The sequence below is a fragment of the Actinomycetota bacterium genome, from assembly GCA_014360655.1.
Classification (GTDB): Bacteria; Actinomycetota; Geothermincolia; order Geothermincolales; family RBG-13-55-18; genus JACIXC01.
The window spans coordinates 37,962-64,682 of sequence record JACIXC010000011.1 but is presented as its reverse complement, the minus strand read 5'-3'; the positions used below and the strand labels follow the sequence as shown (position 1 = coordinate 64,682).

The window sequence follows — 26,721 nt, the reverse complement described above, 5'->3', positions numbered from 1 at the left end:
GTCCCATGCGCCCGAACAGTACTTCGTCCCCCCTCAGGATATCACTACTCGGCAAGCAGCACGGCTGCGGTATCGTAGGCCGTGACTTCGGCTGCCGCCTGCATCACGCTGGTGGTCATGAAGCGCACGTTGAGGATGGTATTGGCTCCCATGGCGGTAGCCTGCTGGACCATGCGCTGTATCGCCTCGTCCCGCGCCTCCTGCATCATCTCCGTGTATCCCCTCAACTCCCCGCCCACTATCTGTTTCAGTCCGGCGGCGATGTCCTTCCCCACGTGCTTGGCCCTTATGGTCTGCCCCATGCACAACCCGAGGACCCGTTCCGCCCGGTAACCCGGCACGTGATCCATTTTGGTTAGAAACATGGCGCATCCCTTCTCGCGCTACCCATCACCCGGACAAGCATTCAGCTCAAGCACATATCAAATCGACGCCGGCCCGGGGCTCAAGAGCGCTCCCTCCCCCGCCACAGCCAGGCCAGGAGCTCCTGCGTATCCATGGTGTTGAGCAGGTGTTCCCTGCCCAGCCAACCCCTTCGGGCCGTGGCCACTCCGTAGAGCATGAAGCCCAGGTGCTCGCGGCGGTGGGCGTCCGTGCCCAGGGCGATCATGACCCCGAGCCTCCTCGCCTCCATGAGGTTCTCGTCGCACAGGTCCAGGCGGTCCGGGAAGGCGTTGAGCTCGAGCGCGGTCCCCGTCTCCGCCGCCTCCCGCATCACCGCCGCCAGGTCCACCTCGTAGGGGGCTCGCTGCCCGATAAGCCTTCCCGTGGGGTGGGCGATGATCTTCACGTGCGGGTTGCGCACCGCCGCGAGGATGCGCCGCGTGACCTGCTCCCGCGACTGCCGGAAACCGCCGTGCACCGATGCGATCACCACGTCCAGCCGCGAAAGGACCTCATCGTCGTAATCGAGCTCGCCCTCGTTGCCGATGTTCAGCTCGCTGCCGGAGAGGAGGGTGACCGGCGAATCGCCCCTTGCGTTCAATTCCCTTATCTCCTCGACCTGTCGCAGCAGCCTCTCCCTCTCCAGCCCGTTGGCCACCCTCAGGTTTCGCGCGTGATCGGTTATGGCCAGGTAGCGGTAGCCGAGGGCCTCCGCCGCAGCGCGCATCTCCTCGAGGCTCGCGATGCCGTCGCTGGCCTCGCTGTGCGCGTGGAGGTCGCCCCTGATGTCCGTGAGCTCCACCAGGTCAGGCAGCGTGCCCTGCAGCGCCGCTTCCACCTCTCCCCTGTTCTCGCGCAGCTCGGGGGGCGGGCAGGCCATGCCCAGCGCCCGGTAGACCTCCTCTTCCGTCTTCCCTGCCAGCCTGCGCCCGTCCTTGACGCGGAAGACCCCGTACTCGTTTATCTTCTTGCCCGCCTTCTTGGCGATCTCCCGCACCTTCACGTTGTGCTCCTTGGAGCCGGTGAAGTACTGCAGGGCCGCCCCGTATTCCTCCGGGAGCACCACGCGCAGGTCGACCTGGAGGCCGTCCGACGTCTGCACGGAGCTCTTGGTATCCCCCCGCAGGAGGACCCTCTCCACCCCGGGAAGGGTGCAGAAGGCCTCCATGACCGGCGCGGTATCCCGCGCACCGGCCAGGATGTCGATGTCCCCGATGGTCTCCTTCATGCGCCGCAGGCTTCCCGCCGCGCTCAGGGCGATCCCGGAAATGCGTTCCCGCAGCTGCGAGATGATCTCCTCCTGTATGCGATGGGCCTGGTGGAGCGGGAGGCGGCCGGTGGTGGTGCGCAGGTGTCGTATGCCCTCGAGGATATTCTGCTCGGCCTTGGGCCCCATGCCGTACAACTCGGCCAGCCGGTGGGCTTCCGCCGCCTCCTCCAGCTCCTCGATGGTGCGCACCCCCAGCTCGTCGTAGACCAGCTTAGCGCGCTTGGGTCCCAGGTTGGGCACCTGGAGGAGGGAGATGAGCTCAACGGGTATCTCCTCCTTGAGCTCCTCCAGCTTCGAGATGGTCCCCGTGCGCTTGAACTCGAGGATCTTCTTGGCGATCCCTTCGCCTATGCCCTTGTACCTGCGCAGCTCCTTCACGTCGTCGAGCTGCAGGAGCTCCTCCCCGTGCTCGCGCACCACCTCCGCGGCGCGGTGGTACGCGTTCACCTTGAAGCGGACCTCCCCCTTGATATCGGAGAGCTCCGCCATCTCCTCGAAGGCCTTCACCAGCTCGTCGACTTTTCCCATGTCCGTCAAGCGCTACGTCTTTCCCCCGCCCGATATCCCAATCTTTACCAGCACATGCTCAGGCCCTTCCTGCCGACCCGGCCTTATCCACCATCGCTCCGCCGCCCCAATTAGTATATACCGTTTACCTGCCATGAAATATGCCTTCCGATGGACTTTCCGCGCATCCCTCCCGCCAGTCTCCTCCGCAAGACCCCGATAAACTGACCCGCACGCCGGGACCGTGTGTGGGCGGAAGGCAACTGCCTGCCCCGCTTTTCCGCGACCCACCCGTCCCGGGGAGCAAAGGGGTCGGCCATAGCGAGGAGGCCTTTGCCGGGAGCCCGGAAGCACGTGGATGGAACGCGTTGTCGAGGGAAACGTTACCCCGAGGCCCCGGGCTGGAAGAAGGACGGACACGTACCCAACAAAGGCCGGGAACGACCGGGTCGGTCGCAGCGAGGACGCCTTTCCCAAGGTCTCGGATTTATGAGAAAGGCACGCGGTGTCGAGCGAGACCGTTACCCGGCGGCCCGGCCGCCGGAAGAAGGGGCCGGAAGCAGGATAAATGCGCAAACGGCCGGCATCGGCCGCAAGGGACGCTCAGCGGCGGTGCCGCCTCTTCTCAAGACGACGGCGGGCCTCCGCCAGGGCCTCCTCAACGCGCGGCGGCGCGGTGCCGCCGGGAACGTCCCTGGCGCTCACGCACGCTTCGAGGGCAAGACGCCGGTACACGTCCTCCCCGATGCTATCTTCCAGTTCCTGGTAATCCTCCAGGGGAAGCTCCTCCAGGCTCACGCCCTTCCGCAGGCAGACCCTCACAGCCCTGCCGGCGATCTCGTGGGCGCGCAGGAAGGGGATACCCTTGCCCACGAGGTAATCCGCGAGGTCCGTGGCGTTCAGGTACCCCTCGCGCGCCGCCTCCGCCATCCTCTCCCTGTCGAAGGCGGCCGTGCGCATGGCGCCTGTCATGACCTCCAGCATGGAGCGCAGCTGGTCGGCGGCGTCGAAGACCGCTTCCTTGTCCTCCTGCAGGTCGCGGTTGTAGGCAAGGGGCTGCCCCTTGAGCATGACGAGGAGGGAGACGAGGTGTGCGACCATCCTCCCCGCCTTCCCACGCACCAGTTCCGCCACGTCCGGGTTCGCCTTCTGGGGCATGAGGGAGGAGCCCGTGGCATAGGCCTCGTCCAGGACGAGGAAGGCGAAGCGCGGGTTGGCCCAGAGCACCATCTCCTCGGCAAGCCGGCTGAGGTGCACGGCGATGAGAGCGCCCGCGTAGAGGAAATCGGCGACGAAATCGCGGTCGCTCACGGCGTCCATGGAATTGGCGGTCACGTCGCAGAAACCCGCTTCCTCGGCCAGCAACGCGCGGTCGATGGCGAAGGTCACCCCGGCAAGGGCCCCGCTTCCCAGCGGGCAGCGGTCCATGCGCGAGCGGGACTGCTCCAGCCTTTCAAGGTCCCTCCCGAACATCTCGCAGTAGGCCAGCAGGTGATGGGAGAGCAGCACAGGCTGCGCCGGTTGCAGGTGCGTGTATCCGGGCATGACCGCGCCGAGGTTCTCCTCCGCCTTGTCCAGGAGACACGACATGAGGTCCACGAGCCGCCGGCAGAGCGCGTCGCTCTCGTCCATGAGGTAGAGGCGCAGGTCCGCCGCCACCTGGTCATTGCGACTCCGCCCGGTACGCAGCTTGGCCCCCGTCTCGCCCAGCCTCTCCACCAGTACCCTCTCCACCGCGGTGTGCACGTCCTCGTCATCCCGGAAGGGGAAGGTGCCCTCCTCCAGCTCCTTCCTCATGCGCCGCAGGGCGTCAACCACGACCTCGCACTCCTCGCGAGAGAGCACGCCGCATTCCCGCAGGGCCAGGGCGTGCGCCTCGCTGACCCTCAGGTCGTAGGGCGCGAGCCTACGGTCGAAAGAAAGCGAGGAGGTGAACTCGTGCACCATTCCCTCGGTCTCCTTCTCGAACCTTCCTCCCCAGAGTTTCATCGGCTCTCACTCCTTGCCCGACAGACTCGAGCGGCACGCGGGAACCGCCTCCGTAAGCCCCGCTCTTCCCTCCATTCGCCGCAAAGCGGCACGCACGCTCATTCCCGGCCGCCCTCCCCGGCGCCGCTACCGCCCTCGCCCTGCTTTCTCCCCCACACCTTCAGGGGCAGGCCCCACAATTCGATGAAACCCTCGCTCGCGCGGTGGCTGAAGGCGTCGGCGCGGTCGTATGTGGCAAGGGAATAATCGTACAGCGAGCAGGGCGAGCTCCTCCCCACCACCGTGCAGCTCCCCTTGAAGAGCTTCACCCTCACCTCGCCCGAGACCACTCCCTGGGTGGCCTCCACCGCTGCCGCAAGGGCGGAACGCAGGGGATCGTGCCAGAGCCCGAAATAGACCAGCTCCGCGAACTTCCCCTCCAGCAACGGCTTGAAATGCATGGTCTCCCGGGTAAGGGTCAGGGCCTCGAGGGCGCGGTGGGCCTCGATGAGGATGGACGCCGCCGGCGCCTCGTATATCTCGCGCGACTTGATGCCCACCAGCCGGTTCTCGACCATGTCGATCCTGCCCACCCCGTGCTCGCCGCCCAGGCGGTTGAGGCGCTGTATGAGCTCCACCAGCCCCAGCTCCTCCCCGTCCAAGGCCACCGGCCTCCCGCCCGCGAAAGAGATCTCGACGTAGCGCGGCTCATCCGGGGCCTGCGCGGGGGATACCGTCCACGCGAAGGCGTCCTCGGGGGGTTCCACGGTGGGGTCCTCGAGTATGCCCGCCTCACAACTGCGCCCCCACAAGTTCTCGTCCACGGAGTAGGGGCTCTCCATGGTCACAGGAACGGGTATGCCGCGCTCGCGCGCGTACTCGATCTCCTCCTCGCGGGACATGTTCCATTCCCGCAGGGGGGCGATGATGCGCAGGTCCGGCCCCAGCGCCATCACCGTGAGGTCGAAGCGCACCTGGTCGTTTCCCTTTCCCGTGCATCCGTGGGCCACCGCCGTGGCTCCCCGTTTTCGCGCTTCCTCCACAAGCGCCGCCGCTATGAGTGGACGGGCGAGCGAGGTCGCCAGGGGGTACTTCCCCTCGTAGAGGGCGTTGGCCTTCAGCGCCGGGAGCACGTAATCCTCGGCGAACGCTCCGCGCAGGTCCAGGTTCACGGCGTCCACGGCTCCGATCTCGAGCGCTTTCCGCCTGACCTCCTCCAGGTCTCCCGGCTGCCCGAGGTCGGCGGCCAGGGCCACCACCTCCATGCCGTACCTTTCCTGCAGCCACCTGATGGCCACCGAGGTGTCCAATCCTCCCGAGTAGGCCAGTATCACCGTTTCCTTCATGATCCCTTCGCCTCGCTTGAAGTCCTCGCCGCCCGGTGCCGCACACCGTGGCCCCTCTTTCCAACGCGAGCAAATGACTCGCCGCTCCGGAAGGAGCTCGCTCGCCCCGCTCACGATATGACGCGACTCATTATCAAAGGATAACAGCCCGCCGCCTCGCTGCCTACGCCGCGCCGCCGACCCGGCACGCGCGGAGCCGTGCGGGGCCTCACGCCCTTCATCTACCGGCGACGGCCGCTCACAGCCCGCCCTGCCCGCGCAGTTCCCGCGCCATGTCCGCCGCCCGGAAGCCCTCCCTCACCACCACCAGGATGGTGTCGTCGCCGGCCACCGTCCCCGCCACCTGCGGAAGGCGCGCCCGGTCCAGGATAACCGCCATGGCATGCGCGTTCCCGGGAGCGGTGCGCAACACCACCAGGTTGCCGCTGGCCTCGACTGAGAGGACGAACTCGCGCAGGCCACGCGCCAGCTCGCGCTCGTCCGCTGGCGCCTCTCCCGCCTCGGGCAGGGCGTACCTACCCCCGGGAAGGCGCACGGCACCCATCTCCTTCAGGTCCCTTGACACGGTGGACTGGTCGACCACCACGCCCCTCCTGGAAAGCAACTCCACCAACTCGGCCTGGCTGGAGGGGCTGTTGCTCTCGATCAGCTCCCGGATCAGCTCTCTCCTGCGCTTCCTGTCCAAGTTCTCCCCTCATTCCCCGACAAGGAGATGGAGCAGGGCCGCCTGTGCGTGCATGCGGTTCTCAGCCTGGTCCCAGACCAGGGAACGCGGCCCGTCGATGACCTCGTCGGTGATCTCCTCTCCCCTGTGCGCGGGAAGGCAGTGCATGACCACCGCCTCCGGTGCCGCCCGCTCCAACAACTCCGCGTTGAGCTGGTAGGGACGCAGGCTCGCCTCCTTGCCCGGCTCCCTGTCCTGCCCCATGGAGAACCACACGTCCGTGTAGAGGACGTGGGCGCCGCTCACCGCCTCCTCCGGGTCCTCCACCACCCGCACCGCGTCCTCGCCCCCCAGGGCGCGGGCCCGTGCCAGCACGGCGGCGTCGGGGGCGTGGCCGGCCGGACAGGCGGCGATATAGTACATCCCCGCCAGGGCGCAACCCAGGGCCAGGGAATTGGCGACGTTGTTCCCGTCCCCCAGGTAGGTCAGGCGCAGACCCCGCAGGTCGCCGAAATGCTCCTTCACCGTGAGGAGGTCTGCCAGGATCTGGCAGGGATGCTCCAGGTCGGTCAGGGCGTTGATCACCGGCACCGTCGCCGCCTCCGCCAGCTCCTCCACCTCCCGGTGGGCGAAGGTACGCAGGGTTATGGCGTGCACGTAGCGCGAGAGAACCTTTCCCGTGTCGCCGATGGTCTCACCCCTTCCCAGCTGCAGCTCGGAAGCGTTGAGCGTCAACGGGTGTCCTCCCAGGTGGTGCACCGCGGCCTCGAAGGACACCCGCGTGCGCGTCGAGGGCTTCTGGAACACGAGGGCCACCATCTTCCCCCGCAGGCCGCGCACCACGTTCCCCTCGCGCAGGGAGCGTTTGAAGGCCGCCGCCTCCTCGAGCAGGAGGAGCAGCTCCTCCGCCCCCAGGTCGGCAACGCTTAGAAAATCCCTTCCCTTGAGAACCACTTCCCTCACCTTTTTTCTCTTTCCGATCCGACCTCTCTTCTTCCTGATATGACCGCCCTCAAGATCTCAGCAGCTCCTCCAGCACGGCGACGAGGCCGTCCACCTCCCGGGTGGAGACGGAGAGGGGCGGCAGGAAACGCAGTATCCTCTCCCCGATGTTGTTCACCACGTATCCCCTCTCCAGGCAGGAAAGGGCCACCTGCGCGGCGTCCTTCCCCTCCAGCTCCACGGCGAGCATGAGCCCGAGACCGCGCACGTCGGCCACGCATGCGGCCTTTCCCTGCAGCTCGCGCAGGCGTGCGATGAAATGCCGTCCCACGCGCGCGGCGTTCTCCACCAGTTGTTCCTCTCGCAGCACGGTGAGCACGGCCAGCGCTGCGGCGCACACTACCGGGTTACCGCCGAAGGTGCTCCCGTGATCCCCGGGCGAGAAACCCCTGGACACCTCCTCCGTGGCCAGCAGGGCTCCGATGGGCAGGCCGCCGGCCAGCCCCTTGGCCACCACCATCATGTCGGGCAGCACCCCGAACTGCTCGTGGGCGAACAGGGTGCCCGTCCGTCCCATGCCGGTCTGCACCTCGTCAAGGATGAGGAGCGCTCCCTTTTCGTTGCAGGCTTCCCTCGCCGCCTCGAGGAAGGAGGGCTCGGCCACGTATACCCCTCCCTCTCCCTGCACCGGCTCCAGCAGCACCGCGCACGTGCTTTCGTCCACCGCGTCCCTCAGGGCATCCTCGTCGTTGAAAGGGACGTGCACGAAACCTTCGAGCAAGGGCCGGAAAGGCTCCGCCTTCTCGGGCTGACCCGTGGCCGCGAGGGAACCGTAGGTGCGCCCGTGGAAGGACCTCAGGGCGGAGATGACCTTGTAGCGGTCCTCGCCGCGCACCGTGCGCATGTACTTCCTGGCCAGCTTGATGGCGGCCTCGTTGGCCTCAGTGCCGCTGTTGCAGAAGAAAACCCGGTCGGCGAAGGTGAGGCGCGTGAGCATCTCCGCCAGCTCGGCCTGGGGCAACGTATGGTAAAGGTTGGAAACGTGGATGAGCTGGGACGCCTGGCGGGCCACCGCGGCGATTATCTCGGCGTGACAGTGACCTGCCACGCAGGGCCCGAGCCCGGAGACGAAGTCCACGTACTCCTTCCCCTCGTGGTCCCAGAGCCGGGTGCCGTGCCCCCTGACGAAGAGAACCGGCAGTCGGCGGTAGGTCGACATGAGGCATTCAGCGTCCGTTTTCTCAACCCACTCCAGGTCGTACATCAGATGCTCCTTCTTGTCCTGGTTCCCTCTATTCCTGTTCGGTTCCCGTTCGTCCTTAGCCTTTGTCGCCGTTCGTCTTTAGCCTTGGCAGCCGTTTGGCTTTCACGGTTCCCTTTTACCCTCTTCCTGTTCTTACCAGGTCCCCGTTCCGTCCGGGCTCCCGTCTCGCATCACCCATCCGACCCCGCGCGCACCATGGTCCCTATGCCGGCATCGGTGAAGAGCTCCAGGAGAAGCGCGTGTTCCACCGTGCCGTTGATGATGTGGGCCCGGCGCACTCCCGCGCGCACTGCCTCCACGCAGCTCTCGAGTTTCGGCAGCATGCCGCTGCTCAGGATGCCGCTTTGCGCCAATTCCCCGGCCTCCGCCACATCCAGTTCCGGTATGAGGCTCTTCCTGTCCTGCAGGTCACGGTAGATCCCGTCCACGTCGGTAAGGTAGATGAGCTTGTCCGCCCGCAGGGCTCCGGCCAGCGCCCCCGCCACCAGGTCGGCGTTGATGTTGTAGCTTTGGCCGGACTCGTCCACCCCGATGCTCGCCACCACGGGGATGTACTCATCCCGTATGAGGTTGTGCAGTATCCCCGGGTTGATCTTCTTCACCTCTCCCACGAAACCCAGGTCCACGTCCCCCTTTTCCGCCCGGTGCCGGCGCTTGGCGGCGATGATGAGGTTCCCGTCCTCGCCGGACAGGCCCACCGCGAGGGTGCCGTGCCCGTTGATGAGGGACACGATCTCCTTGTTCACCTTCCCCACCAGGACCATCTTGGCCACCTCCATGGCGGCGGCGTCGGTGACCCGGTGGCCGTCCACGAACTGCACCTCGAGCGAGAGTTTCTCCATGTACTCGCTCACCTGCGGCCCACCGCCGTGCACGATGACCGGGTTGATGCCCACGTAGCGCATGAGCACGATGTCGGAGGCGAAGCTCTCCTTGAGCGCCTCGTTCTCCATGGCGTTGCCGCCGAACTTCACCACCACCGTCTTGCCGTAATATTCCTTGATGTAGGGGAGCGCCTCCATGAGCACCCTCGCCTTTTCCTTGGCCGCTTTCATCTCCTTCTCCTTTGGGTCGCCTTTCACCACCCGTTTCCTCGTGCGCCTCTTCCGCCGACTGCCGCCTCAGGTGTGGTACTCCGCGTTTATCCTCACGTATTCGTAACCGAGGTCGCAGGTAAGTACCTCCTCCTCCGCATCCCCCCTGCCCAGGTGAATGTCCAGCTCCACCTCCTCGGACGACATGACCTTCTTCAAGCCTGCCTCGTCCGCGTGCACGGGATGTCCGCCCCCGGCAACCTCCAGGCCGCCGAAGAGGACCCTTACACCGGCCTCGTCAAGGTCGCGTATGGCCGCTCCCAGCGCCTGCACCACGCGCCCCCAGTTGGGATCACGGCCGAAGAACGCCGTCTTCACCAGGGGGGATTCCGACACCGCCCTGGCGGCCAGCAGCGCTTCCTCCAGGTCGCGCGCCCCGTGCACGCGCACCACGATGAGGCGCGTGGCCCCCTCTCCATCCCTGACGATGGCGCGCGCGAGGCGAGAACAAACGGGCAGGAACGCCTCCGCCACCTCCTCCGCGCCCAGAGATACCCCGGACCTGCCGCTGGCCATGGCCACCACCATGTCGTTGGTGCTGGTGCACCCGTCCACGGTGATGCGGTTGAAGGTGCGGTCCACCGCCCTGCGCAGGCCCTCGGCGAGCTCCGGAGGGGATGTCTTCGCATCGGTCGTCAGGAAGGCCAGCATGGTGGCCATTTCGGGACGGATCATTCCCGCCCCCTTGGCGATGCCCCCCACCGTGAAACCGCCGAAGCTCACCGCCGCCTCTTTGGGGCCCTTGTCCGTGGTCATTATTGCCTTCGCCGCCTCGTGGCTGCCATCGCGCTTCAGGCCGGACGCCGCCGCCCGGATGCCTCTGTTAATCTTTTCCATATCCAGGTGACTCCCGATCACCCCCGTGGAGGCCACGGCAACGTCTTCCGCCGGGATGCCCAGGCATTCCGCCGCCAGGGCCGCCATGAGGGCGGCGTCTTCGCGGCCGCGTTCGCCCGTCCAGGCATTGGCGTTGCCGCTGTTGGCCACCACCGCCTGCAGGTAACCGTCCTCCAGGTTCTTCATGGTCAGCAGCACGGGGGCCGCGCGGAACGCGTTGCGGGTGAAGACTCCCGCCGCGGGACAACGTTCCTCGCAGACGATTAGGCACAGGTCGAGGTCGCCGCTCGCCTTCAGGCCGCAGGACGCCCCAGCGGCCAGAAAGCCCTGCGGTGCGCACACCCCGCCTTGCTGCTCAAGATGATCCACGGTCATGCTCCCGTCACCAACTCTCTTCACCGGGCCTCTCTTTATTCACCGGGCCTCTCTTCGGCGCGCCAAACAGCTCTCAGGGAAATATTCCCAGGGCCCCGAGCCCGGTCGCCTCCTCGTATCCCAGCATGAGGTTCATGCACTGCACCGCCTGCCCGGACGCCCCCTTCACCAGGTTGTCGATGGCCGCGGCCACGGTCAGCGTCATCCTCGCTTCGTCCAGGTGCCATCCCAGGTGGCAGTAATTGCTGCCCGCGACGCACTTGGTCTCGGGAAAGCGGCCCCTCTCCAGCAAGACGACGAACGGGGAACCGCCGTAGAACTCCCGGTAGGCCTCCTCCACCTCCCGCTCCGTGATGCCGCCCGCCGTCCGCACGTAGCACGTGGCCAGGATGCCGCGGCTCATGGGCACGAGATGGGGCACGAAGACCACCTTCACCTCTTTCCCGGCAAGGGCGCCCAACACGTTCTCGATCTCCGGCATATGGCGGTGGGAGCCCACGCCGTAAGGCTTCACGCTTCCCTCCGCCTGGGCGAAATGCGCGGCGAGAGAGAGGGTCCTGCCGGCGCCGGAAACCCCTGACTTGGCGTCGATGACCGCCCCTTCCAGGTCGTATCCCCGTGCGACCAGTGGCGCCAGCGCCAGGAGGGCGGCAGTGGGGTAGCAGCCCGGAACGGCGACCAGGCTCGCACCCGCTATCTTGTCAGCGGCCAGCTCCGGCAGTCCGTAGACCGCCTCCGCGAGAAGGCTCGGCGAGGTGTGGGCGATCCCGTACCATGATTCGTAGAGCCCGGGATCCCTCAGGCGGTAGTCCGCCGAGAGGTCCACCACCCTTGCGCCTCCCTCCAGAAGGGAAGGGACCACTTCCATGGCCTTCCCGTGCGGAAGCGCCACGAAATGGAGGTCGGCCGCCTCCAGCGCCTTGGCGGCGTCGAACTCCTGGAAGTCGAGGCCGCCCAGGGGATGCAGGTGGGGATAAAGGTCAGCTACCTTATTCTCTGCATAAGTATGCGCTGTTATGTAAGCAATCTCGATATGCGGGTGCATGAAGAGGATGCGCATCAATTCAGCGCCTGTATACCCGGATGCGCCTATGATTCCTACTTTCACGATTATCACTCCCATCTACATTATATTGCATTATAATGCATATTTATGTCCTCATGTCAAGCCCCAGCCATGGATATGCGAGCTTACGTCATGTCAATGCCCGTGTCTCTTATTCGCTCTGCCCAGCCTGTCGAAGGCGTAGGTGATCAGCATATATCCCGGGTTGAGGCGGGAAAGCTCCTGCCAGCCGTAACGCGGGGAGGGGGGCTGAGAGGACCTCTGCGCCTTTGCCCGGGCTTTTCTGCCGTTCTTCACGGAGAAGGTTATCGCCATGTCCTGGTCCATGTTTATCTTGAGGGGGATGGGCATGCCGGTTACGGCCAGGCCCAGGGCGATCTCGGGGGAATACCCCTGGGCCAGCCAGCCCTCGTCCCCCATGTAGGTCCTGCCAGAGGGGTCGGAGTTGTACACCGGGTCTCCTCCGCAGTAGGCGTAGGGGAGCCTTGCCTGGGGGTCCTGCGCCTCCCCCATCTCCGGGTCGGGGGAGAGGAAGGAGGAGGAGCAGGGGTCGTACCAGCGGGCCTGCATGTTGTAGAGGGAGGTGGCGGGGTCCAGGTAGTCGTCCTGGAAGAGGAAGGGGGTGCCTTCTTCTGAGTATCCCTCCTCCGTCTCCCCGTAGGGGGAGTAGGCGTAGGCCCGGGTGGGGTTCCCGGCCCGGTCCAGGAGGGCCAGGACGTCCCCGCGGGGGGAGCGGAAGGGGTGGGTGGTCTCCGCGGGGTCTTTCGTGTGGTCGGTCTGGGCAAGGCGGGTGCCGGAGGGGTCGGAGAGGAAGGGGCGGCGTTCTACCATCCAGTCCCCTCTGAACGTGAACGCGGGCGACCGAAGCCCTGTCCTTCCCTCCCCACTCTCTTTCCATGGACTCTATCCTGCCACAGGGGTCGCAGGATTGGGATGCCCATTTTGCTTTCCTGCCGTGATGAGCATTGACGGCCTTAATCCTTCCTGCCCTTGTAGATGCTTCCGCTTTCCCCCACGGCAAGAATCTCATCCTCGCTTAATGCTTTTATTCCTATCAGGGACTCGTCGCACTCTTCCTGTATGCTCCACTCCCTTCCATCGAAGAAGAGGATGGGGCATTGCTTGCCAAAGGCGTTGCCGCAGCTCGCCCAGACATGTTTTTCGTCCAGCGCATGTATCCCCGTGACCACCATGGTCCTGGGCAGTTCCAGCTGCTCCTCCCAGGACGAGCCGTCGAAGAAGAATATCCTGGTTATCTCCGATTCCGTGTCGTAGAGGGCTGCCCATGCGTGACTTTCATCAAGCGCATGCATCCGTGCGTGGGATATAAAGAATCTCTCATTGGGGAAATGCAGCCTCTGCTGTTCGCTCCAGGAGGAACCGTCGAAGTGATAGATCATCCCGCTTTCGCTGACCGCCCAAGCGTCGTCAGCATCCAGGGCATAAATGCTTTGAAGCCGCTCGGCTGACTCAAACTGCTTTGACCACTCCGACCCATTGAAGAAATAGATGCCTTTTCCGGCCGCCCAAACGTGATTCTCATCTAAGACGATTACGCTTATCAGCCCTGATTTATCTTGAGTTTCAAATCTCATCTGCCAACATTGCCCGTCATAAGAAAATATCCTTCCTGGGTATAAGCCTTCTTCTAACTTGTAGCTTCCTACAGCCCAAATGTTGGGCACGTCACAGATATATATATCGGTTAACATTGAACCTTCAAATGAATACTGTTTATCCCACCCTTTGCCATTAAAGAATGGTGCTTTTGAAAATAAGCCATTTACCTCATCCACCCAATCGATGGCCCAGATATTGCTTTCGTCAAGAATCGATATATCAACGAGGCTTAACCCCTGGTTTTCAAGCACCTTTTCCCATGTATAGCCGGAAGATTTCTTTCCTAATCCCCCGCATGCCGCCATCGCCGTACAGGAATAAGCAAGGATGAACATAAGGATGATTGCAATAAACCTTCTATCCCTATTCATATAAGACATCATCAGATCACCCCTTATCTCAATCAGTCCAACTTGCCCTCTTTATAGAACACCTTAAAGAGTTCAGATGCCCAATCGGCGGTAACACTGAGCACAGTATTTTCAAAACGTCGATACACGGGGTCGTTGAAAAGCACTCCGCCTGTACTGGGGGAGTCTCCAAGCGTGCTTATTTGTGCGGCTGCTTCCTCCCACCTATCTTTTTCCACCACCGCATAGTTCAGGAGTTGTGCTGCTTGCATCATCTTGCGCAGAGTGGTGGGCCCGTAGGTGATGTTCACGGCCCGGTGGGTCAGGGTGGACTCTACCCACCTTGCGGGAGTCATGGCTTTACGGAACAGCCAACCCAAAACAGGTGTTCTACCCGCCCAGGATTCCTCGGTAAGTTGCTTTATGTCGTATACCTCCCGCATCATGCAGAACTCGGTTATGGCCCCGAACTTCTCTATGTCCAGCTCCTGGGTCATCGGGTTGTAAAAGGAGCTGACAAGGATCTTCTCCTGAAAGGAAAGCATGGTGAAATTGACTCGCACTCTATTCAGGAATGTCCCCTTGCCGCCGGCGATGTTTGCGAGGAACTCGGGTATGGTCTCTCCCCCCTCCTTTTCAACCCCAAGAAGCTTGAGGAAGGGGTCCAGCCTTTCTCCCCTTCCCGTGCCCAGTGCCCACATCCATATGAAAGACAACTCCGCTTTTCCGAACCTTCCCGCTATCTCGTTGGGTATGAAGGGGGCGTTTAGTTGTTCCTGCGTGCGAGGCTTCACATCTATCAGGGGCCAACCGGACCTCTCCGCTTTCTCCTCCGCCCTTCTCCTGTTGCCGAGGAGGCCGCCCAGAAAGGAGCCTTTCCTTCCGCTGCCGGGCTTCAAGAGGATGGCGAGCATGAGGGCCCGGTTCTTCATGATCATCCCGGCCAGGGCGGGGTTACGCATGGCCAGGGCGAGGTCCCTGGGGGTCTTTCCTTCCGGGTCGGAGTTGTACACCGGGTCTCCTCCGCAGTAGGCGTAGGGGAGCCTTGCCTGGGGGTCGGAAGCCTCCCCCATCTCCGGGTCGGGGGAGAGGAAGGAGGAGGAGGCCGGGTCGTACCAGCGGGCCTGCATGTGGTAGAGGGAGGTTCCGGGGTCCAGGTAGTCGTCCTGGAAGAGGAAGGGGGTGCCTTCTTCCGCGTATCCCTCCTCCGTCTCCCCGTAGGGGGAGTAGGCGTAGGTCCGGGTGGGGTTCCCGTCCCGGTCCAGGAGGGCCAGGACGTCCCCGCGGGGGGAGCGGAAGGGGTGGGTTCTCTCCCCGGGGTCTTTCGTGTGGTCGGTCTGGGCAAGGCGGGTGCCGGAGGGGTCGGAGATGAAGGGGCAACGTTCTACCATCCAGTCCCCTTGAACGTGGACGCGGGTGACCGAAGCCCTATCCTTCCCTCCCCTCTCCCTTTCCATGGACTCTATTCTGCCATAAGGGTCGCAGGAGTGGGAGAGGGAGGAGGTGGGCGTCCCCTCCCCCGCGGGAGCAAGGGGGAGGGTGAGGGGGCGGGAGCAGGGGTAGTACGAGTAGCAGCAACACTTTGCTCTTTGGAAAAGCTAGAATACAAGGCGCTCATTTGGGTGGCACTATCTCAAATCTGCGATCGTATTCCGAATACGATATGTCCAAATACTGCACATAGCTGTCATCATAGGCTTGGTCAAAATATCTAATCGGGTAGTCTTCCACTATCAATCTCCTTAGGAGATAGTCTCTTTCATCAATATAGAATTTTGCGAGCAGATAACCGTTGCGAACATCCACTAAATCATGGGGCATTTTAGCGTTAATTACATAGCAATTTACACCTTCTAAGTTTTCTACTCTTTCAAATTCTGCTTCTTGGGCCATCTCTAATAGTTTCAGCTCGGGGAAAATGTCATTGTCTTCTGCTATTGAAGTTTCGATCCTTTCGTCACCATAACGCACATATTTCTCTTTCCCGAAGCGCCATACCTCAACAATATCATCGGGGTAGATTGGCCCCTCATGCTCGTAGACAGTATGGCTGGTTTCTGGAAAGGTCCTATATACTTCTGATTTCTTCTGAATACCTATATCTCCATTACTTCTGAACCATTGTTCACTAATGATTTTCATACTCTTCTTTTCTCTCATGGCATCAACGCATTTTAACAATATATCCTCTGTTGATACTTGAGCCTCATTGCTTAAATCCTGATGCTTGGAGCAACTATTCATTAGCGCCATGGGTAAAATAACCATAACTATCGCCAAGAGGACAGGGATTCCCCTTTTATGCCACTTTATTCTCATCTTATCAACCTCCGTTATTGATCAGTTTACCCTCAACAGCGAGCCATCGGGCTGTACGATGAAACTGGGGTTCTGTGACATCTTCTCCTGCACCCCTGTTTCGTCCGGGGTGAAGCTTGGCGGATAGGCATAGGCGACAACATTCTTAGGGTTGCCGTAGGGGTTTAGGAAATCCTCCAGGCCCTGGTAGACGATGATACGCGTCCCGGGGGGCAATTCGTAGGCATAGTCGGTTTCGCGCGGGTATTGTTTGAAGGGTTCCTTGGTATAGGTATCGCTGGGGCCCATAGGGTAATGAGTTATTTCGGCGTCTGGGGTAATTTCGGCTAAGAACTTATGCCACCCCTCCTCGGCGCGTAGAAATAGGGGCACCAGGCGATGCCCACCGGCTGGAAATAGGTGACGGCATAACCGACATCCTCGATGGCGGAAGCTCCCACATCGAGTGCACCCTGGTAAAGACCTACCCCCGCTGCAAATACTGCGACTACGCCCTTAGCGATTGCCGAAAGGAGACGGAGTGATGTCCTCCAGTCTCGCGAGGAGGTGTTCACGGGAACCGACTTCCATTCCGTGTAGGTGTTGGGGTAACTTTCATGTTTCGGCTCGTTTTCAAAGAACCAGGGATCATGCCAGAAATACCGATCGTAATCGGGTTCAAATATCGTCCGCTCGCGCGGACCAATATACGTCCCTTCCGGGTTGGGGGCAGCAGCGCTCTTTCCCGCTCTCTTTTCAGCTTTTATCTTGTTTATCTTCTCGCGTACGGCCTGTGCCAGCGGGCGCTTGTTGCCTTCGCTTTGGCCCATGAGCATGGCGGCAACTGAAGAGTATCCCAGGAGCGCGGCGAGCCTTCCCAGGGGGGTCTTGTTGATCTCATCATCCTCGTCCCCCATGTAGGTCCTGCCAGAGGGGTCGGAGTTGTACACCGGGTCTCCCGCGCAGTAGGCGTAGGGGAGCCTTGCCTGGGGGTCCTGCGCCTCCCCCATCTCCGGGTCGGGGGAGAGGAAGGAGGAGGAGCAGGGGTCGTACCAGCGGGCCTGCATGTGGTAGAGGGAGGTCTCAGGGTCCAGGTAGTCGTCCTGGAAGAGGAAGGGGGTGCCTTCTTCTGAGTATCCCTCCTCCGTCTCCCCGTAGGGGGAGTAGGCGTAGGTCCGGGTGGGGTTCCCGTCCCGGTCCAGGAGGGCCAGGACGTCCCCGCGGGGGGAGCGGAAGGGGTGGGTGGTCTCCCCGGGGTCTTTCCTGTGGTCGGTCTGGGCAAGGCGGGTGCCGGAGGGGCCGGAGAGGAAGGAGAAGAGGAGGGCGCCGGGTCCCTCCCCCTCCGGGTCGTAGAGGGCCGCGGTCTCCCGGGTGAGGGCGAAGGGCAGAAGGAGGGTGGAGGAGGAGGCGCCGTCTTCCCTCTCCTCCCTTGCGAGCATCCTTCCCAGGTGGTCGTAGGCGTAGGAGGAGACCCTCTCCGTGCCCCCGTCCCCGGGGGTGGCGGCGGAGACCAGGCGGGAGAGGCCGTCCCAGGCAAGGGAGGAGATGCCGCGCTCGCCCGAGGCCGAGACCATCCTCCCCGCGGGGTCCCAGGAGTAGTCGGTGAGGTGGGCGGCCGGGTCCGAGGGACGGTATTCGAAGGAGAGCCTTCCCGCGGCGTCGTAGGCGTAGGCGGTCACGACGGGGTCCCCCGCCGGCGGGGTCTCGGTCTTTCGCGACAGCGGCCCCCGGGGGTCGTAGGCGTAGGAATAGTCGGGCATGGCGGAGGGGCCATCCGCCCCCGTGAGCCTGCCCAGGCGGTCGTAGGCGTAGCTCCCAGAAAGCTCCGGAGAAGAGGGGGCTTTGCTGTGCTCATCTCCTTGTGCCTTAATCCGTTCCCTATGAATTCGATATTCTTCCCCTAAGCTCTGTATATATTTTCTTTGCAATATCCTGATTATCAAATGCAAATGATAGTCGGTTCCCATCAGTTGTGCAAATGCGCAGTCGCGGCGTAAAAGGTTTTTGGTTATAAATCTTCGATACGATCAAAGGAATAATTAGGCCAAGCTTATACCGCACGGCAACAATGTCTTCATAATCTATATAATCCATTTCCTGGTATTCGCTATAACGTTTTGCCAGCCAAAGAATAATAATCTGCGAATTAGTGATGCAAACAAAACAGCGTTTTGGCCCTCGCCAACCCATCAAAGTAGCATATCCTTGACTTAATATTATGGATGTGTCCTTCAACTGTATAGATACATATTCCCTGAGCTTAGCTTCCTCGCTCTCGATCTTGACCTTCTGCATGCTTTATAGCACCACCTTATCATTAAATATTGCGGGTTGACGATATTATCTCTCTAACTCATCAAGATGTCTAGGATTTCCACGCCATCCAAGATCAAATCCCCATGTTGCTCCACCGCTCACGATGATACCCGTGCATCCATCTTCGTAGGTAACGAATTCCACACCTCCGCCCGCGAAATATCCGGCATGCATACTTTGCGCCCTTATGATCTTCTTCTCAGGATATGGATCATACGAGGCCGTAAAGGATGCACCTGGAACGCTGGCGCACCATGCCATGTCAGTATCCCAACCTCTATGTGATATGTTGATGTTGAATTCCACAAATCCGAGGTTAGCGGTCAGGTTGAGCGATAGCCTGCCTGACCGCCAAGCACCTACGAAATCCAGGTATGGGGTATCGAAGGCCCCTTGTTCGGCCTCGTGGAAGACCTGCACGTAGGCCTCCTGCATGGCCCGGTTCATGTTCGTGCGGGAGAGGAAGTACCTCAGGTCCTGCTCGGTGAAGAGGTGGGATTCCCCCATGTCGATGACCATGCTATGTACCTTGCCAAGGCGACCGTCTTCCACGGCTTCCTGCAGTTGGGAGAACATGTGCCTCTTGAACGACAAGGGGTCTATCCCCGCCGCCGTGAGGCCGGCGATTGTCTGCTCGGAGAGATCGGAAGGCCGGGCGAGTCCTGTCAGGGCGGCTGTGGCCTTTGCTAGGGCTTTCCTTATGTTGCGCTCCTGCGTCTTCCTTCTGTAGTAACCGCTCATGGTCTCCCCGCGCCCGGCGGTATATTTCCGCAGGAACGAGGTGGGTGCCCAGGTGATCATCCTGCCCGACTCGTCCTCGCCCTCGATGAGCCTCCTGCCCGAGGGGTCGGAGTTGTATACCGGGTCTCCCGCGCAGTAGGCGTAGGGGAGCCTTGCCTGGGGGTCGGAAGCCTCCCCCATCTCCGGGTCGGGGGAGAGGAAGGAGGAGGAGCAGGGGTCGTACCAGCGGGCCTGCATGTGGTAGAGGGAGGTCTCAGGGTCCAGGTAGTCGTCCTGGAAGAGGAAGGGGGTGCCTTCTTCTGAGTATCCCTCCTCCGTCTCCCCGTAGGGGGAGTAGGCGTAGGTCCGGGTGGGGTTCCCGTCCCGGTCCAGGAGGGCCAGGACGTCCCCGCGGGGGGAGCGGAAGGGGTGGGTGGTCTCCCCGGGGTCTTTCCTGTGGTCGGTCTGGGCAAGGCGGGTGCCGGAGGGGCCGGAGAGGAAGGAGAAGAGGAGGGCGCCGGGTCCCTCCCCCTCCGGGTCGTAGAGGGCCGCGGTCTCCCGGGTGAGGGCGAAGGGCAGAAGGAGGGTGGAGGAGGAGGCGCCGTCTTCCCTCTCCTCCCTTGCGAGCATCCTTCCCAGGTGGTCGTAGGCGTAGGAGGAGACCCTCTCCGTGCCCCCGTCCCCGGGGGTGGCGGCGGAGACCAGGCGGGAGAGGCCGTCCCAGGCAAGGGAGGAGATGCCGCGCTCGCCCGAGGCCGAGACCATCCTCCCCGCGGGGTCCCAGGAGTAGTCGGTGAGGTGGGCGGCCGGGTCCGAGGGACGGTATTCGAAGGAGAGCCTTCCCGCGGCGTCGTAGGCGTAGGCGGTCACGACGGGGTCCCCCGCCGGCGGGGTCTCGGTCTTTCGCGACAGCGGCCCCCGGGGGTCGTAGGCGTAGGAATAGTCGGGCATGGCGGAGGGGCCATCCGCCCCCGTGAGCCTGCCCAGGCGGTCGTAGGCGTAGGCGTAGGTCCCCGAGGCGGGGTCGGCGGTCTCCATGTGCCTCGTCATGGTCACCACTTTACCGTATGCGTCGTAGGAGTAGGAGAGGGAGGCGGAGGGGGAGGCCTCCCCCCGCGGGGTCAGGGACACGGAGGAGGGCCTCCCGTCCAGGGTGTAGGTCCAGGCCATCTCCCCCGCCTCCCCCGGGAGGGAGAGGGCCTGGAGCAGGCCGCGGCAGTCGTAGTGGAAGCGGTAGAAGGAGCCCTGCGGGCCCTCGGCGTGGGCCAGGCGTCCCTGGTCGTCGTAGCCGTAGGAGGTGGTGCCCGCGGGCAGGGTAACGGAGGAGAGCGCCCCTCCCTCGGTGTAGGAGAGGGTCTGCGAGTAGGTCTTTCCGCCCATGGCGAAGGTGAGGGCGCGGGGGCGGGAGCAGGGGTCGTAGTCGGAGTAGGAGAGGGTGACCCCGGAGGGGCAGGAGACGGAGGTGAGCCTGCCGTAGTCGTCGTATTCGTAGTCCTCCTGCGCGTATCCCCCCGCCCCGTCCGAGAAGGAGCGGGTGTCCACCTCCCCGGTGGGGAGCCAGGTGAGGGAGAGGGAGGAGACGATGTCCGGGGCGGTCGCCCCGTCGGAGACCACGCTCGCGGTCATCCTCCCCTCCCGGTCGTAGGCCATCCTGGCGGCGTAGGGGTGGGTTTCCTCGTCGTAGAGGGGGTCGCGGGACTCGGCGAGCAGGCCCAGGCGGTTGTAGGCGTAGGTCCAGGCGTTGCCCGCCCCGTCGGTCTCCCTGGTCATCCTCCCCGCGGCGTCCCAGGCGTAGGTGACGGTGATGTCCTCCGCGGGGCCGGGGTGGGAGACGACGGCGAGGGGGTGGCCCAGGCCCGAGTAGGTGATCTCCCTGACCGGGGTGGTATCCGTGGCCAGGGAGAGGGAGAGCATCCTTCCCGCCCGGTCCCTTTTGTAGTTCTTGACGAGGACGGTGTCCCCGTCTATGGGCCGGGCCTCCGCCGTGAGGTGGTCCAGGAGGTCGTAGGAGAAGGCGGCGGGGCGGCCCGCGCTCGCGGCGTCCCACTCGGAGACCTTTCTCCCGAAGATGTCGTAGGCGAAGTAGCGGGGCTCCATGGGGTTCCCCTGGCCGTTGTAGCCCCGGCAGGTCATGGTCTCGCGCGCCAGGTCGTCGTAGGCGTGGCAGGTCACGGCGGTGGTGTCCTCGTCCACCCTGACCGTCTCGCGGGTGAGGAGGCCCCGCTCGTTGTAGGTCCTGGCGGCCTCCCCTCCCGCGGCGTCGCTTACGCGCGCCACCCTCCCCGCGGCGTCGTATTCCCTCCTGGTCCAGGCGTCCGGGGCGGGACCGTGGGAGGTCTCCACCCTCAGGTTGTCGCCGTCCGCCTCCCCGTACTCGCCGATGGCGGTCCAGATCTCGCGGGCGGGGTAGCCCTCGGGGCGCAGGGTCCTTTTTATCTCCCTTCCCCGCTGGTCGATGAGCATCTCGGTCAGAAGGCCCTCGGGGGAGACGACGGCGTGGGAGACGGCCGCCCCCGCCCCCACCACCTCGTATTCCCAGGCGTGGGAGGTGACGGCGTTTTCGCCCTCCAGCTCCTGCGTAACCCGCAGCTCCCGGGAAAGGCCGTCGTAGGCGTAGGTGGTGAGGGTGCCCTCCCAGGATGCCCCCGAGCCATATGGGGCGCGGGAGGAGGCCTTCCTCCCCGCGGGGTCGTAGGCGTATTCCTCCAGGGTGAGGTCGCGCAGCATGGGCTCTCCCTGCCCGTCCCTCTCCCCCAGGTCCACGCCCCTCGCGGTGACCTTGAGCAGCCTCCCCGCCAGGTCGTACTCCTTCACCTTCTCCGCCGTGTCGGGCTCCCTCAGGGAGACCTCGTTGCCGCAGCGGTCGTAGGCGCGGAGGGTCTCCGCCACCCCGCCCTCGTAATGCCTCTTCTCCGAGAGGAGCCTTCCCAGGGGGTCGTAGAGGTAGTCCACGGCCTTTTTCAGGGAGGGGTTCTTCTCCTCGTAGGTCTCGGCACGCTTGGCGTTGGCCCCGTAGGAGTAGGAGGTGAGGATGGGCGAGGAGGGGTCGTCCGGGTTGGGGCGGGTGACCATAACCTCGCGGGAGAGGGCGTCGTAGGCGTGGGTGGTCACGATCTCCCCGCCCTCCCATTTCTCCACTATCTCGCCGGTGAGGTTCCCGGCAAGGTCGTAGGAGTAGCGCTTCACCGCGCCCGAGGGGTCAGTCTCCTTCACCACCCTTCCCGCAAGGTCGTATTCCCTGCGGGTTCCGGGGCCGGAGCCGGGGGGCCTTTCCAGGGTGCGGTTGCCGGAGGGGTCATAGGCGTACTTGGTCACCACCTGGCGCGTCTCCAGGGTCCCGTCTCCCCGGGCGTAGGTCACCTGCTCGAAGCGGGCTGTCTCGCGGAAGAGGGAGTCGTAGCCGTAGACGCTCTTGTTCACCTCGGCGCCTCCCACCACCAGGCACTCGTATGCCGGCAGGCCGTTCAGGTTCCAGGCGTAGCGGCGGCGCTCCAGCTCGCCCGAGATGAGGGCGCCTCCCTCTCCCAGCTCCCTGGGGCCCGTGGTCACCTTCTCGTGGAGCCTCCCCGCCTGGGTTCCTCCCCCGTGGTAGGAATAGGAAACGGTGAGCTTCTGCGAGGAGTCGTCCACGACGAAGCCGCTCCCGGAGAAGTGGCCCAGCTCGGCCGAGGTCTCCGCCGCCGTCTGCCCGTCGTAGAAGAAGGTGGTGGTCCTTTTCTCGTAGTAGACGGTGCTTCCCTCCCGGTGGTGGGAGAGGTATTCGCATGCGGGCTTGAAGCGGGATATCCCCTCGTTCACGTAGGAGAGCCTTCGCTCCTGGGCCTCCGCATCATTGCGCCACTTACGCTCGAGGGTCATCCTGCCCTGGGGATCGTATTCGTAGGTGACAAGGGAGCAGATCACGTCTGCCCCATCTCTGACCGTCTCGGAGGCCAGGTCCCCTTGGGGGGAGAAGGCCCTCTCGGTGACCTTGGCCACCCTGTAGACGCCTCCGTCCTTCAGGTACTCGATTATGCGCGTGGGCTGCCCCAGGAGGTTGTAGTCCTCGTAGCGCACCTCCTTCATGCCCAGGTTGCATCCCCGGTCATAGGTGCCCGGGTCGTAGGAAGCCGCGGGGATAGCGTACTCCGTCTCCGCAAGGCGCCCCAGCTCGTCGTAGATATGGCGGTTGACGTAGTAGGCGGACCCGTCGAGGCTGTTCACCGAGGCCGCATGGGGGCTTCCATATTCATGCAAATGAGCAGTAAAGAGATCATGCCTATCTCCCTGTATCTTGCAAGAAAGGGTGGCTGGCCAAATATAAATATCTCATGCGGATTCAGGCAGCTTTCTAGACTCTCGGAAAACCGCTACCGATCCAGCAAGAATTGCTAGCGTACCAATATACATGAAATAAAGCCCTAATCCGGTATCAATTGTCTTATCGATAACCCCTGCAGTCCAGGCCACCGTTTCAACAGTGCCAGCAATCGCAAGAAGGATTGAGAGGAACAAGAAGCCTAGGGCAAAGTATTTCGAAATCCTTACATTCTGCATGTATAAGGACAAAGCAGAGAGAACCACGAGAAAAAGCAATATTGCCACAAGGATAAAAAGGGCTTTCGCATTGTTCAAGAAACTGCGCGGTTGGCCATAGAAATCATATTCTATTGGAATCACCGCCCCGATAATTATTAAAAGGACCCCCATTGCCGTCATCGCAAGCCCCTTCTTGCTTCTTAAGGAATCACGGGTTGACCGGAACCATGCATTTGCATCTTCTTTCATGGCAACCTCCCTTGTTAAAATATTATGCCAAGTTTGTATTGCCTCATCAGGCTTTGCTGTAACTTTCAGGCAATAGTGCCTTGTGCGTTTTCAAGAACGTACCAGAATCTGGATGCTCTTCTGCTTTCTTCTCTACAGAAATATGTGCTTACGTTCCCATTACCCCCTGGGCAGAACTTCGTATCCTATCTCTTCCAAACCAGCTGTTCCCTTAAAATTTATACCTTGATCCCAAGAATACAAGTTGTATGAATAGATGCGGAAGGGCATATCTTCGGGTGTCACTTCTATGATATAGGAATGGTAATTGGCCCGCCCGCTGATATCTCCAGGTGGTACGATGCGTGTTCCGGGATCAAGGGGGGACATTTCGTACCTTCTCCCTTCCCTGGTTACGACATCCGTATGCTGAAGCACCTCCACATTGCCATAGGGGCTGTGGGATCCCCCTCCAGGCTCAGTGCTGGTTTCCACAACGAGCTTTAATGAGCTGCTTGCACTTTCATACATCAGCGTGGCTCTGTAAGTAAATCTTCTGCCGAGTGGAAATACCCTGTAGCTTCGGAAAATACTCTTAAATATATCTGTTGCGTATTGGTACCATTTATATTGTGTATTTACAATTCCTTCCTTCACATAGGGATCTCCGAGATTAATTGTTACCGTTTTGTCGCCGGAGGAGTAAGTGACAAATACAATGCCCCTTTCGTCCTTGCATATACCGGTTGTTTTCTCCTGGCTGGGTCTTTCGGCATTTCCCAAGATTCTTTCCGGAAGTCCCGGGATATTCCGCAGAAACTGCGTTTCGATGTTGTTTGCTTGAGGACCGCCATTGGATCTTGCCGCTTTCTCCTCCGCCCTTCTCCTGTTGCCGAGGAGGCCGCCCAGAAAGGAGCCTTTCCTTCCGCTGCCGGGCTTCAAGAGGATGGCGAGCATGAGGGCCCGGTTCTTCATGATCATCCCGGCCAGGGCGGGGTTACGCATGGCCAGGGCGAGGTCCCTGGGGGTCTTTCCTTCCGGGTCGGAGTTGTACACCGGGTCTCCTCCGCAGTAGGCGTAGGGGAGCCTTGCCTGGGGGTCGGAAGCCTCCCCCATCTCCGGGTCGGGGGAGAGGAAGGAGGAGGAGGCCGGGTCGTACCAGCGGGCCTGCATGTGGTAGAGGGAGGTTCCGGGGTCCAGGTAGTCGTCCTGGAAGAGGAAGGGGGTGCCTTCTTCTGCGTATCCCTCCTCCGTCTCCCCGTAGGGGGAGTAGGCGTAGGTCCGGGTGGGGTTCCCGGCCCGGTCCAGGAGGGCCAGGACGTCCCCCCTCGGGGAGCGGAAGGGGTGGGTGGTCTCCCCGGGGTCTTTCCTGTGGTCGGTCTGGGCATGGGCTTAATATTCTTTTTTTGAATGGAAACCCTGGCCCTTTACCACCTCGCATGCTCATCGACCACCCGGTGAGGGGCACACGATCAAACCGCTCAGGTGGCCTCTCCGCGCCCAGGCCTCCTGGAAGTCAACGCCATGTCCCGGTTACATGGACCGCTTCCTTGCAGGTAACACGGTGGGCGCGTGTGTTCACGCGGCGGTTTCACCGGTATGAGCGGCTTTCTTTATCGTGATATGGCTTCGTCGCTTCGCTCCTCGCCACGAGAGAAGATGGCGTCCACGTTTCATTGCGCAGATGACTTACGTGACGCGGGAGCGTGCTTGTGGGAACATGGGCCGGTTTGCCGGTCAAGCGTGGTCTCCTCAACGGTGAAGGTGGTAGCCCCCTGCGTCATCCCGGCCCGAGCGAGGGCCATGTTCCCCGGGGCGGGATCAGCCCCCGCGCCGGGAAGCGGGGATGCCGCACAGCGAGGCGGTGACCCGCAGGAGGACGTCCTGCTCCCCCAGGCGGCCCGTCTTCATGTCGTACTCCGCCTCGATGAGCAGCGTGAGCGCCTCGCGCAAACGCTCCTCGTCGAAGGTGGCGGACTGCGGGCGTAGTTTCCTTTCGATCACCCACTGGCGACTGCCCGTGAGGTCCATTCGTGAGGCTATCTCCTGGTCTGTGCGTCCCTCCTCCCGCAGGGCCCTGTAGAGCAACAGGCGCAGGAAATGGGCTTCCAGGGCGTAAAGCACGTTCCCCGCCCTCTCCCCCTGCTGCAGTAGGCGGCGCAGGATCTTCAAGGCCTGGTCGGCATCCCCCACCGCCACCCTGTCCACAAGCTCGTAAACGGTCCTCTCCGCCGAGGGCGAGACCAGGGACACCACCTCGTCCAGCTCCACCATGCCGCGACCCTCGTGAAACAGGGATATCTTCTCCACCGCGGCCTCTATGGCCATCAGGTCCTCCCCCAGCGATTCCAGCAGGTAGGAAAGGGCCCTGCCGTTCACGCGCAATCCCCTCTCCTCGAAGCGGCCCTTGATCCAGAGGGGGATCTCCCTGCGCGAGAGGGAGGCCTTCCTCACCCTGCCCCGCTTTCCCACCTCTTTCACCAGGGAGGAACCGTCTTTCAATCCCACGCCCACGAGGATGAGCGTCGCGCTCTCGGGTGGATCCTCGAGGTAGCGGACCAGGCTCTTGATCTCCGCGGGAGTCAACCTCTGTGCCTCCTTCACCACCACGTACCTCCAGCCGGAAGCGAAGGGCAGGGTCTCGGCGGCGCGCAGTGCTTCCTCGAGCCTGTCCTCGCCGGCCCGGAAGAAATCGAGGTTGAACTCGGGGTCTACCTCCTTGCCGATGCGCGCGAGTACCTTCTTCAGCTCCTCCTCCACCAGCAGGGCCTGGTCGCCGTAGATGAGCAGGGCCTTCCCCTTATCCATGAAGCTTTCTCCCGTTAGTTACCATATAATTCCATGTAACCGATTCCCGGGAGTAACCCGTGGGCCACTCCTTCGGCCACGCGCGACAGGACCTTCCCCGGTTCCTCCCCCACCGGCAGGGCCCGCTTCCCCTTAGTTGAGCGGGG

General features: G+C 62.6%; 21 protein-coding genes. All 21 read right to left on the bottom strand.

Annotated features, from left to right (window positions below; genetic code table 11):
- Positions 1 to 44: 44 nt before the first annotated feature.
- The gene (locus tag H5T73_08810) at positions 45 to 365 is read right to left on the bottom strand and encodes a YbjQ family protein (GenBank protein MBC7247866.1); all 321 of its coding nucleotides are present in this window, start codon (positions 363 to 365) and stop codon (positions 45 to 47) included.
- 80 nt (positions 366 to 445) lie between these two features.
- On the bottom strand, positions 446 to 2,182 hold the full coding sequence (polX, locus tag H5T73_08805; GenBank protein ID MBC7247865.1) for a DNA polymerase/3'-5' exonuclease PolX: 1,737 nt from the start codon (positions 2,180 to 2,182) through the stop codon (positions 446 to 448).
- Between the two features lie 582 nt (positions 2,183 to 2,764).
- The gene (gene argH / locus H5T73_08800; protein MBC7247864.1) at positions 2,765 to 4,150 is read right to left on the bottom strand and encodes an argininosuccinate lyase; all 1,386 of its coding nucleotides are present in this window, start codon (positions 4,148 to 4,150) and stop codon (positions 2,765 to 2,767) included.
- Between the two features lie 98 nt (positions 4,151 to 4,248).
- Positions 4,249 to 5,478, bottom strand: a complete 1,230-nt coding sequence (locus H5T73_08795; GenBank protein MBC7247863.1) for an argininosuccinate synthase — start codon at positions 5,476 to 5,478, stop codon at positions 4,249 to 4,251.
- A gap of 235 nt (positions 5,479 to 5,713) precedes the next feature.
- Positions 5,714 to 6,160: an arginine repressor gene (gene argR, locus H5T73_08790; GenBank protein ID MBC7247862.1), complete on the bottom strand. Its 447-nt coding sequence runs from the start codon at positions 6,158 to 6,160 to the stop codon at positions 5,714 to 5,716.
- Positions 6,161 to 6,169: 9 nt separating this feature from the next.
- On the bottom strand, positions 6,170 to 7,102 hold the full coding sequence (gene argF / locus H5T73_08785; GenBank protein ID MBC7247861.1) for an ornithine carbamoyltransferase: 933 nt from the start codon (positions 7,100 to 7,102) through the stop codon (positions 6,170 to 6,172).
- A gap of 49 nt (positions 7,103 to 7,151) precedes the next feature.
- Complete coding sequence (locus H5T73_08780) at positions 7,152 to 8,345, bottom strand: acetylornithine transaminase (protein ID MBC7247860.1); 1,194 nt, start codon at positions 8,343 to 8,345, stop codon at positions 7,152 to 7,154.
- A gap of 170 nt (positions 8,346 to 8,515) precedes the next feature.
- Positions 8,516 to 9,400: an acetylglutamate kinase gene (gene argB / locus H5T73_08775; protein ID MBC7247859.1), complete on the bottom strand. Its 885-nt coding sequence runs from the start codon at positions 9,398 to 9,400 to the stop codon at positions 8,516 to 8,518.
- 66 nt (positions 9,401 to 9,466) lie between these two features.
- A complete protein-coding gene (argJ, locus tag H5T73_08770) occupies positions 9,467 to 10,651 on the bottom strand; it encodes a bifunctional glutamate N-acetyltransferase/amino-acid acetyltransferase ArgJ (GenBank protein MBC7247858.1) in 1,185 nt (394 codons plus the stop codon).
- A 73-nt stretch (positions 10,652 to 10,724) separates the two neighbouring features.
- Positions 10,725 to 11,762 (bottom strand): N-acetyl-gamma-glutamyl-phosphate reductase, encoded by a 1,038-nt coding sequence (locus H5T73_08765; protein ID MBC7247857.1) that lies wholly within the window; start codon positions 11,760 to 11,762, stop codon positions 10,725 to 10,727.
- A gap of 90 nt (positions 11,763 to 11,852) precedes the next feature.
- Positions 11,853 to 12,548, bottom strand: coding sequence for an RHS repeat-associated core domain-containing protein (locus H5T73_08760; GenBank protein ID MBC7247856.1), 696 nt, complete (start codon positions 12,546 to 12,548; stop codon positions 11,853 to 11,855).
- 143 nt (positions 12,549 to 12,691) lie between these two features.
- On the bottom strand, positions 12,692 to 13,720 hold the full coding sequence (locus H5T73_08755) for a hypothetical protein (GenBank protein MBC7247855.1): 1,029 nt from the start codon (positions 13,718 to 13,720) through the stop codon (positions 12,692 to 12,694).
- Positions 13,721 to 13,740: 20 nt separating this feature from the next.
- A complete protein-coding gene (locus tag H5T73_08750) occupies positions 13,741 to 15,078 on the bottom strand; it encodes an RHS repeat-associated core domain-containing protein (protein ID MBC7247854.1) in 1,338 nt (445 codons plus the stop codon).
- Between the two features lie 223 nt (positions 15,079 to 15,301).
- Entirely contained in the window at positions 15,302 to 16,006 is a 705-nt protein-coding gene (locus tag H5T73_08745) for a hypothetical protein (protein MBC7247853.1), read from the bottom strand.
- Between the two features lie 21 nt (positions 16,007 to 16,027).
- Positions 16,028 to 16,294 carry a hypothetical protein gene (locus H5T73_08740; protein ID MBC7247852.1) on the bottom strand — a complete coding sequence of 89 codons (267 nt, stop codon included), beginning with the start codon at positions 16,292 to 16,294 and terminating at the stop codon, positions 16,028 to 16,030.
- 38 nt (positions 16,295 to 16,332) lie between these two features.
- On the bottom strand, positions 16,333 to 17,745 hold the full coding sequence (locus tag H5T73_08735; GenBank protein ID MBC7247851.1) for an RHS repeat-associated core domain-containing protein: 1,413 nt from the start codon (positions 17,743 to 17,745) through the stop codon (positions 16,333 to 16,335).
- Between the two features lie 118 nt (positions 17,746 to 17,863).
- The gene (locus H5T73_08730; protein MBC7247850.1) at positions 17,864 to 18,280 is read right to left on the bottom strand and encodes a hypothetical protein; all 417 of its coding nucleotides are present in this window, start codon (positions 18,278 to 18,280) and stop codon (positions 17,864 to 17,866) included.
- Positions 18,281 to 18,325: 45 nt separating this feature from the next.
- Positions 18,326 to 23,257, bottom strand: a complete 4,932-nt coding sequence (locus H5T73_08725; GenBank protein ID MBC7247849.1) for an RHS repeat-associated core domain-containing protein — start codon at positions 23,255 to 23,257, stop codon at positions 18,326 to 18,328.
- 72 nt (positions 23,258 to 23,329) lie between these two features.
- Positions 23,330 to 23,788 (bottom strand): hypothetical protein, encoded by a 459-nt coding sequence (locus H5T73_08720; GenBank protein ID MBC7247848.1) that lies wholly within the window; start codon positions 23,786 to 23,788, stop codon positions 23,330 to 23,332.
- Positions 23,789 to 23,947: 159 nt separating this feature from the next.
- The gene (locus H5T73_08715; protein ID MBC7247847.1) at positions 23,948 to 25,084 is read right to left on the bottom strand and encodes an RHS repeat-associated core domain-containing protein; all 1,137 of its coding nucleotides are present in this window, start codon (positions 25,082 to 25,084) and stop codon (positions 23,948 to 23,950) included.
- A gap of 504 nt (positions 25,085 to 25,588) precedes the next feature.
- On the bottom strand, positions 25,589 to 26,575 hold the full coding sequence (gene holA, locus H5T73_08710) for a DNA polymerase III subunit delta (GenBank protein ID MBC7247846.1): 987 nt from the start codon (positions 26,573 to 26,575) through the stop codon (positions 25,589 to 25,591).
- Positions 26,576 to 26,721 lie beyond the last annotated feature (146 nt).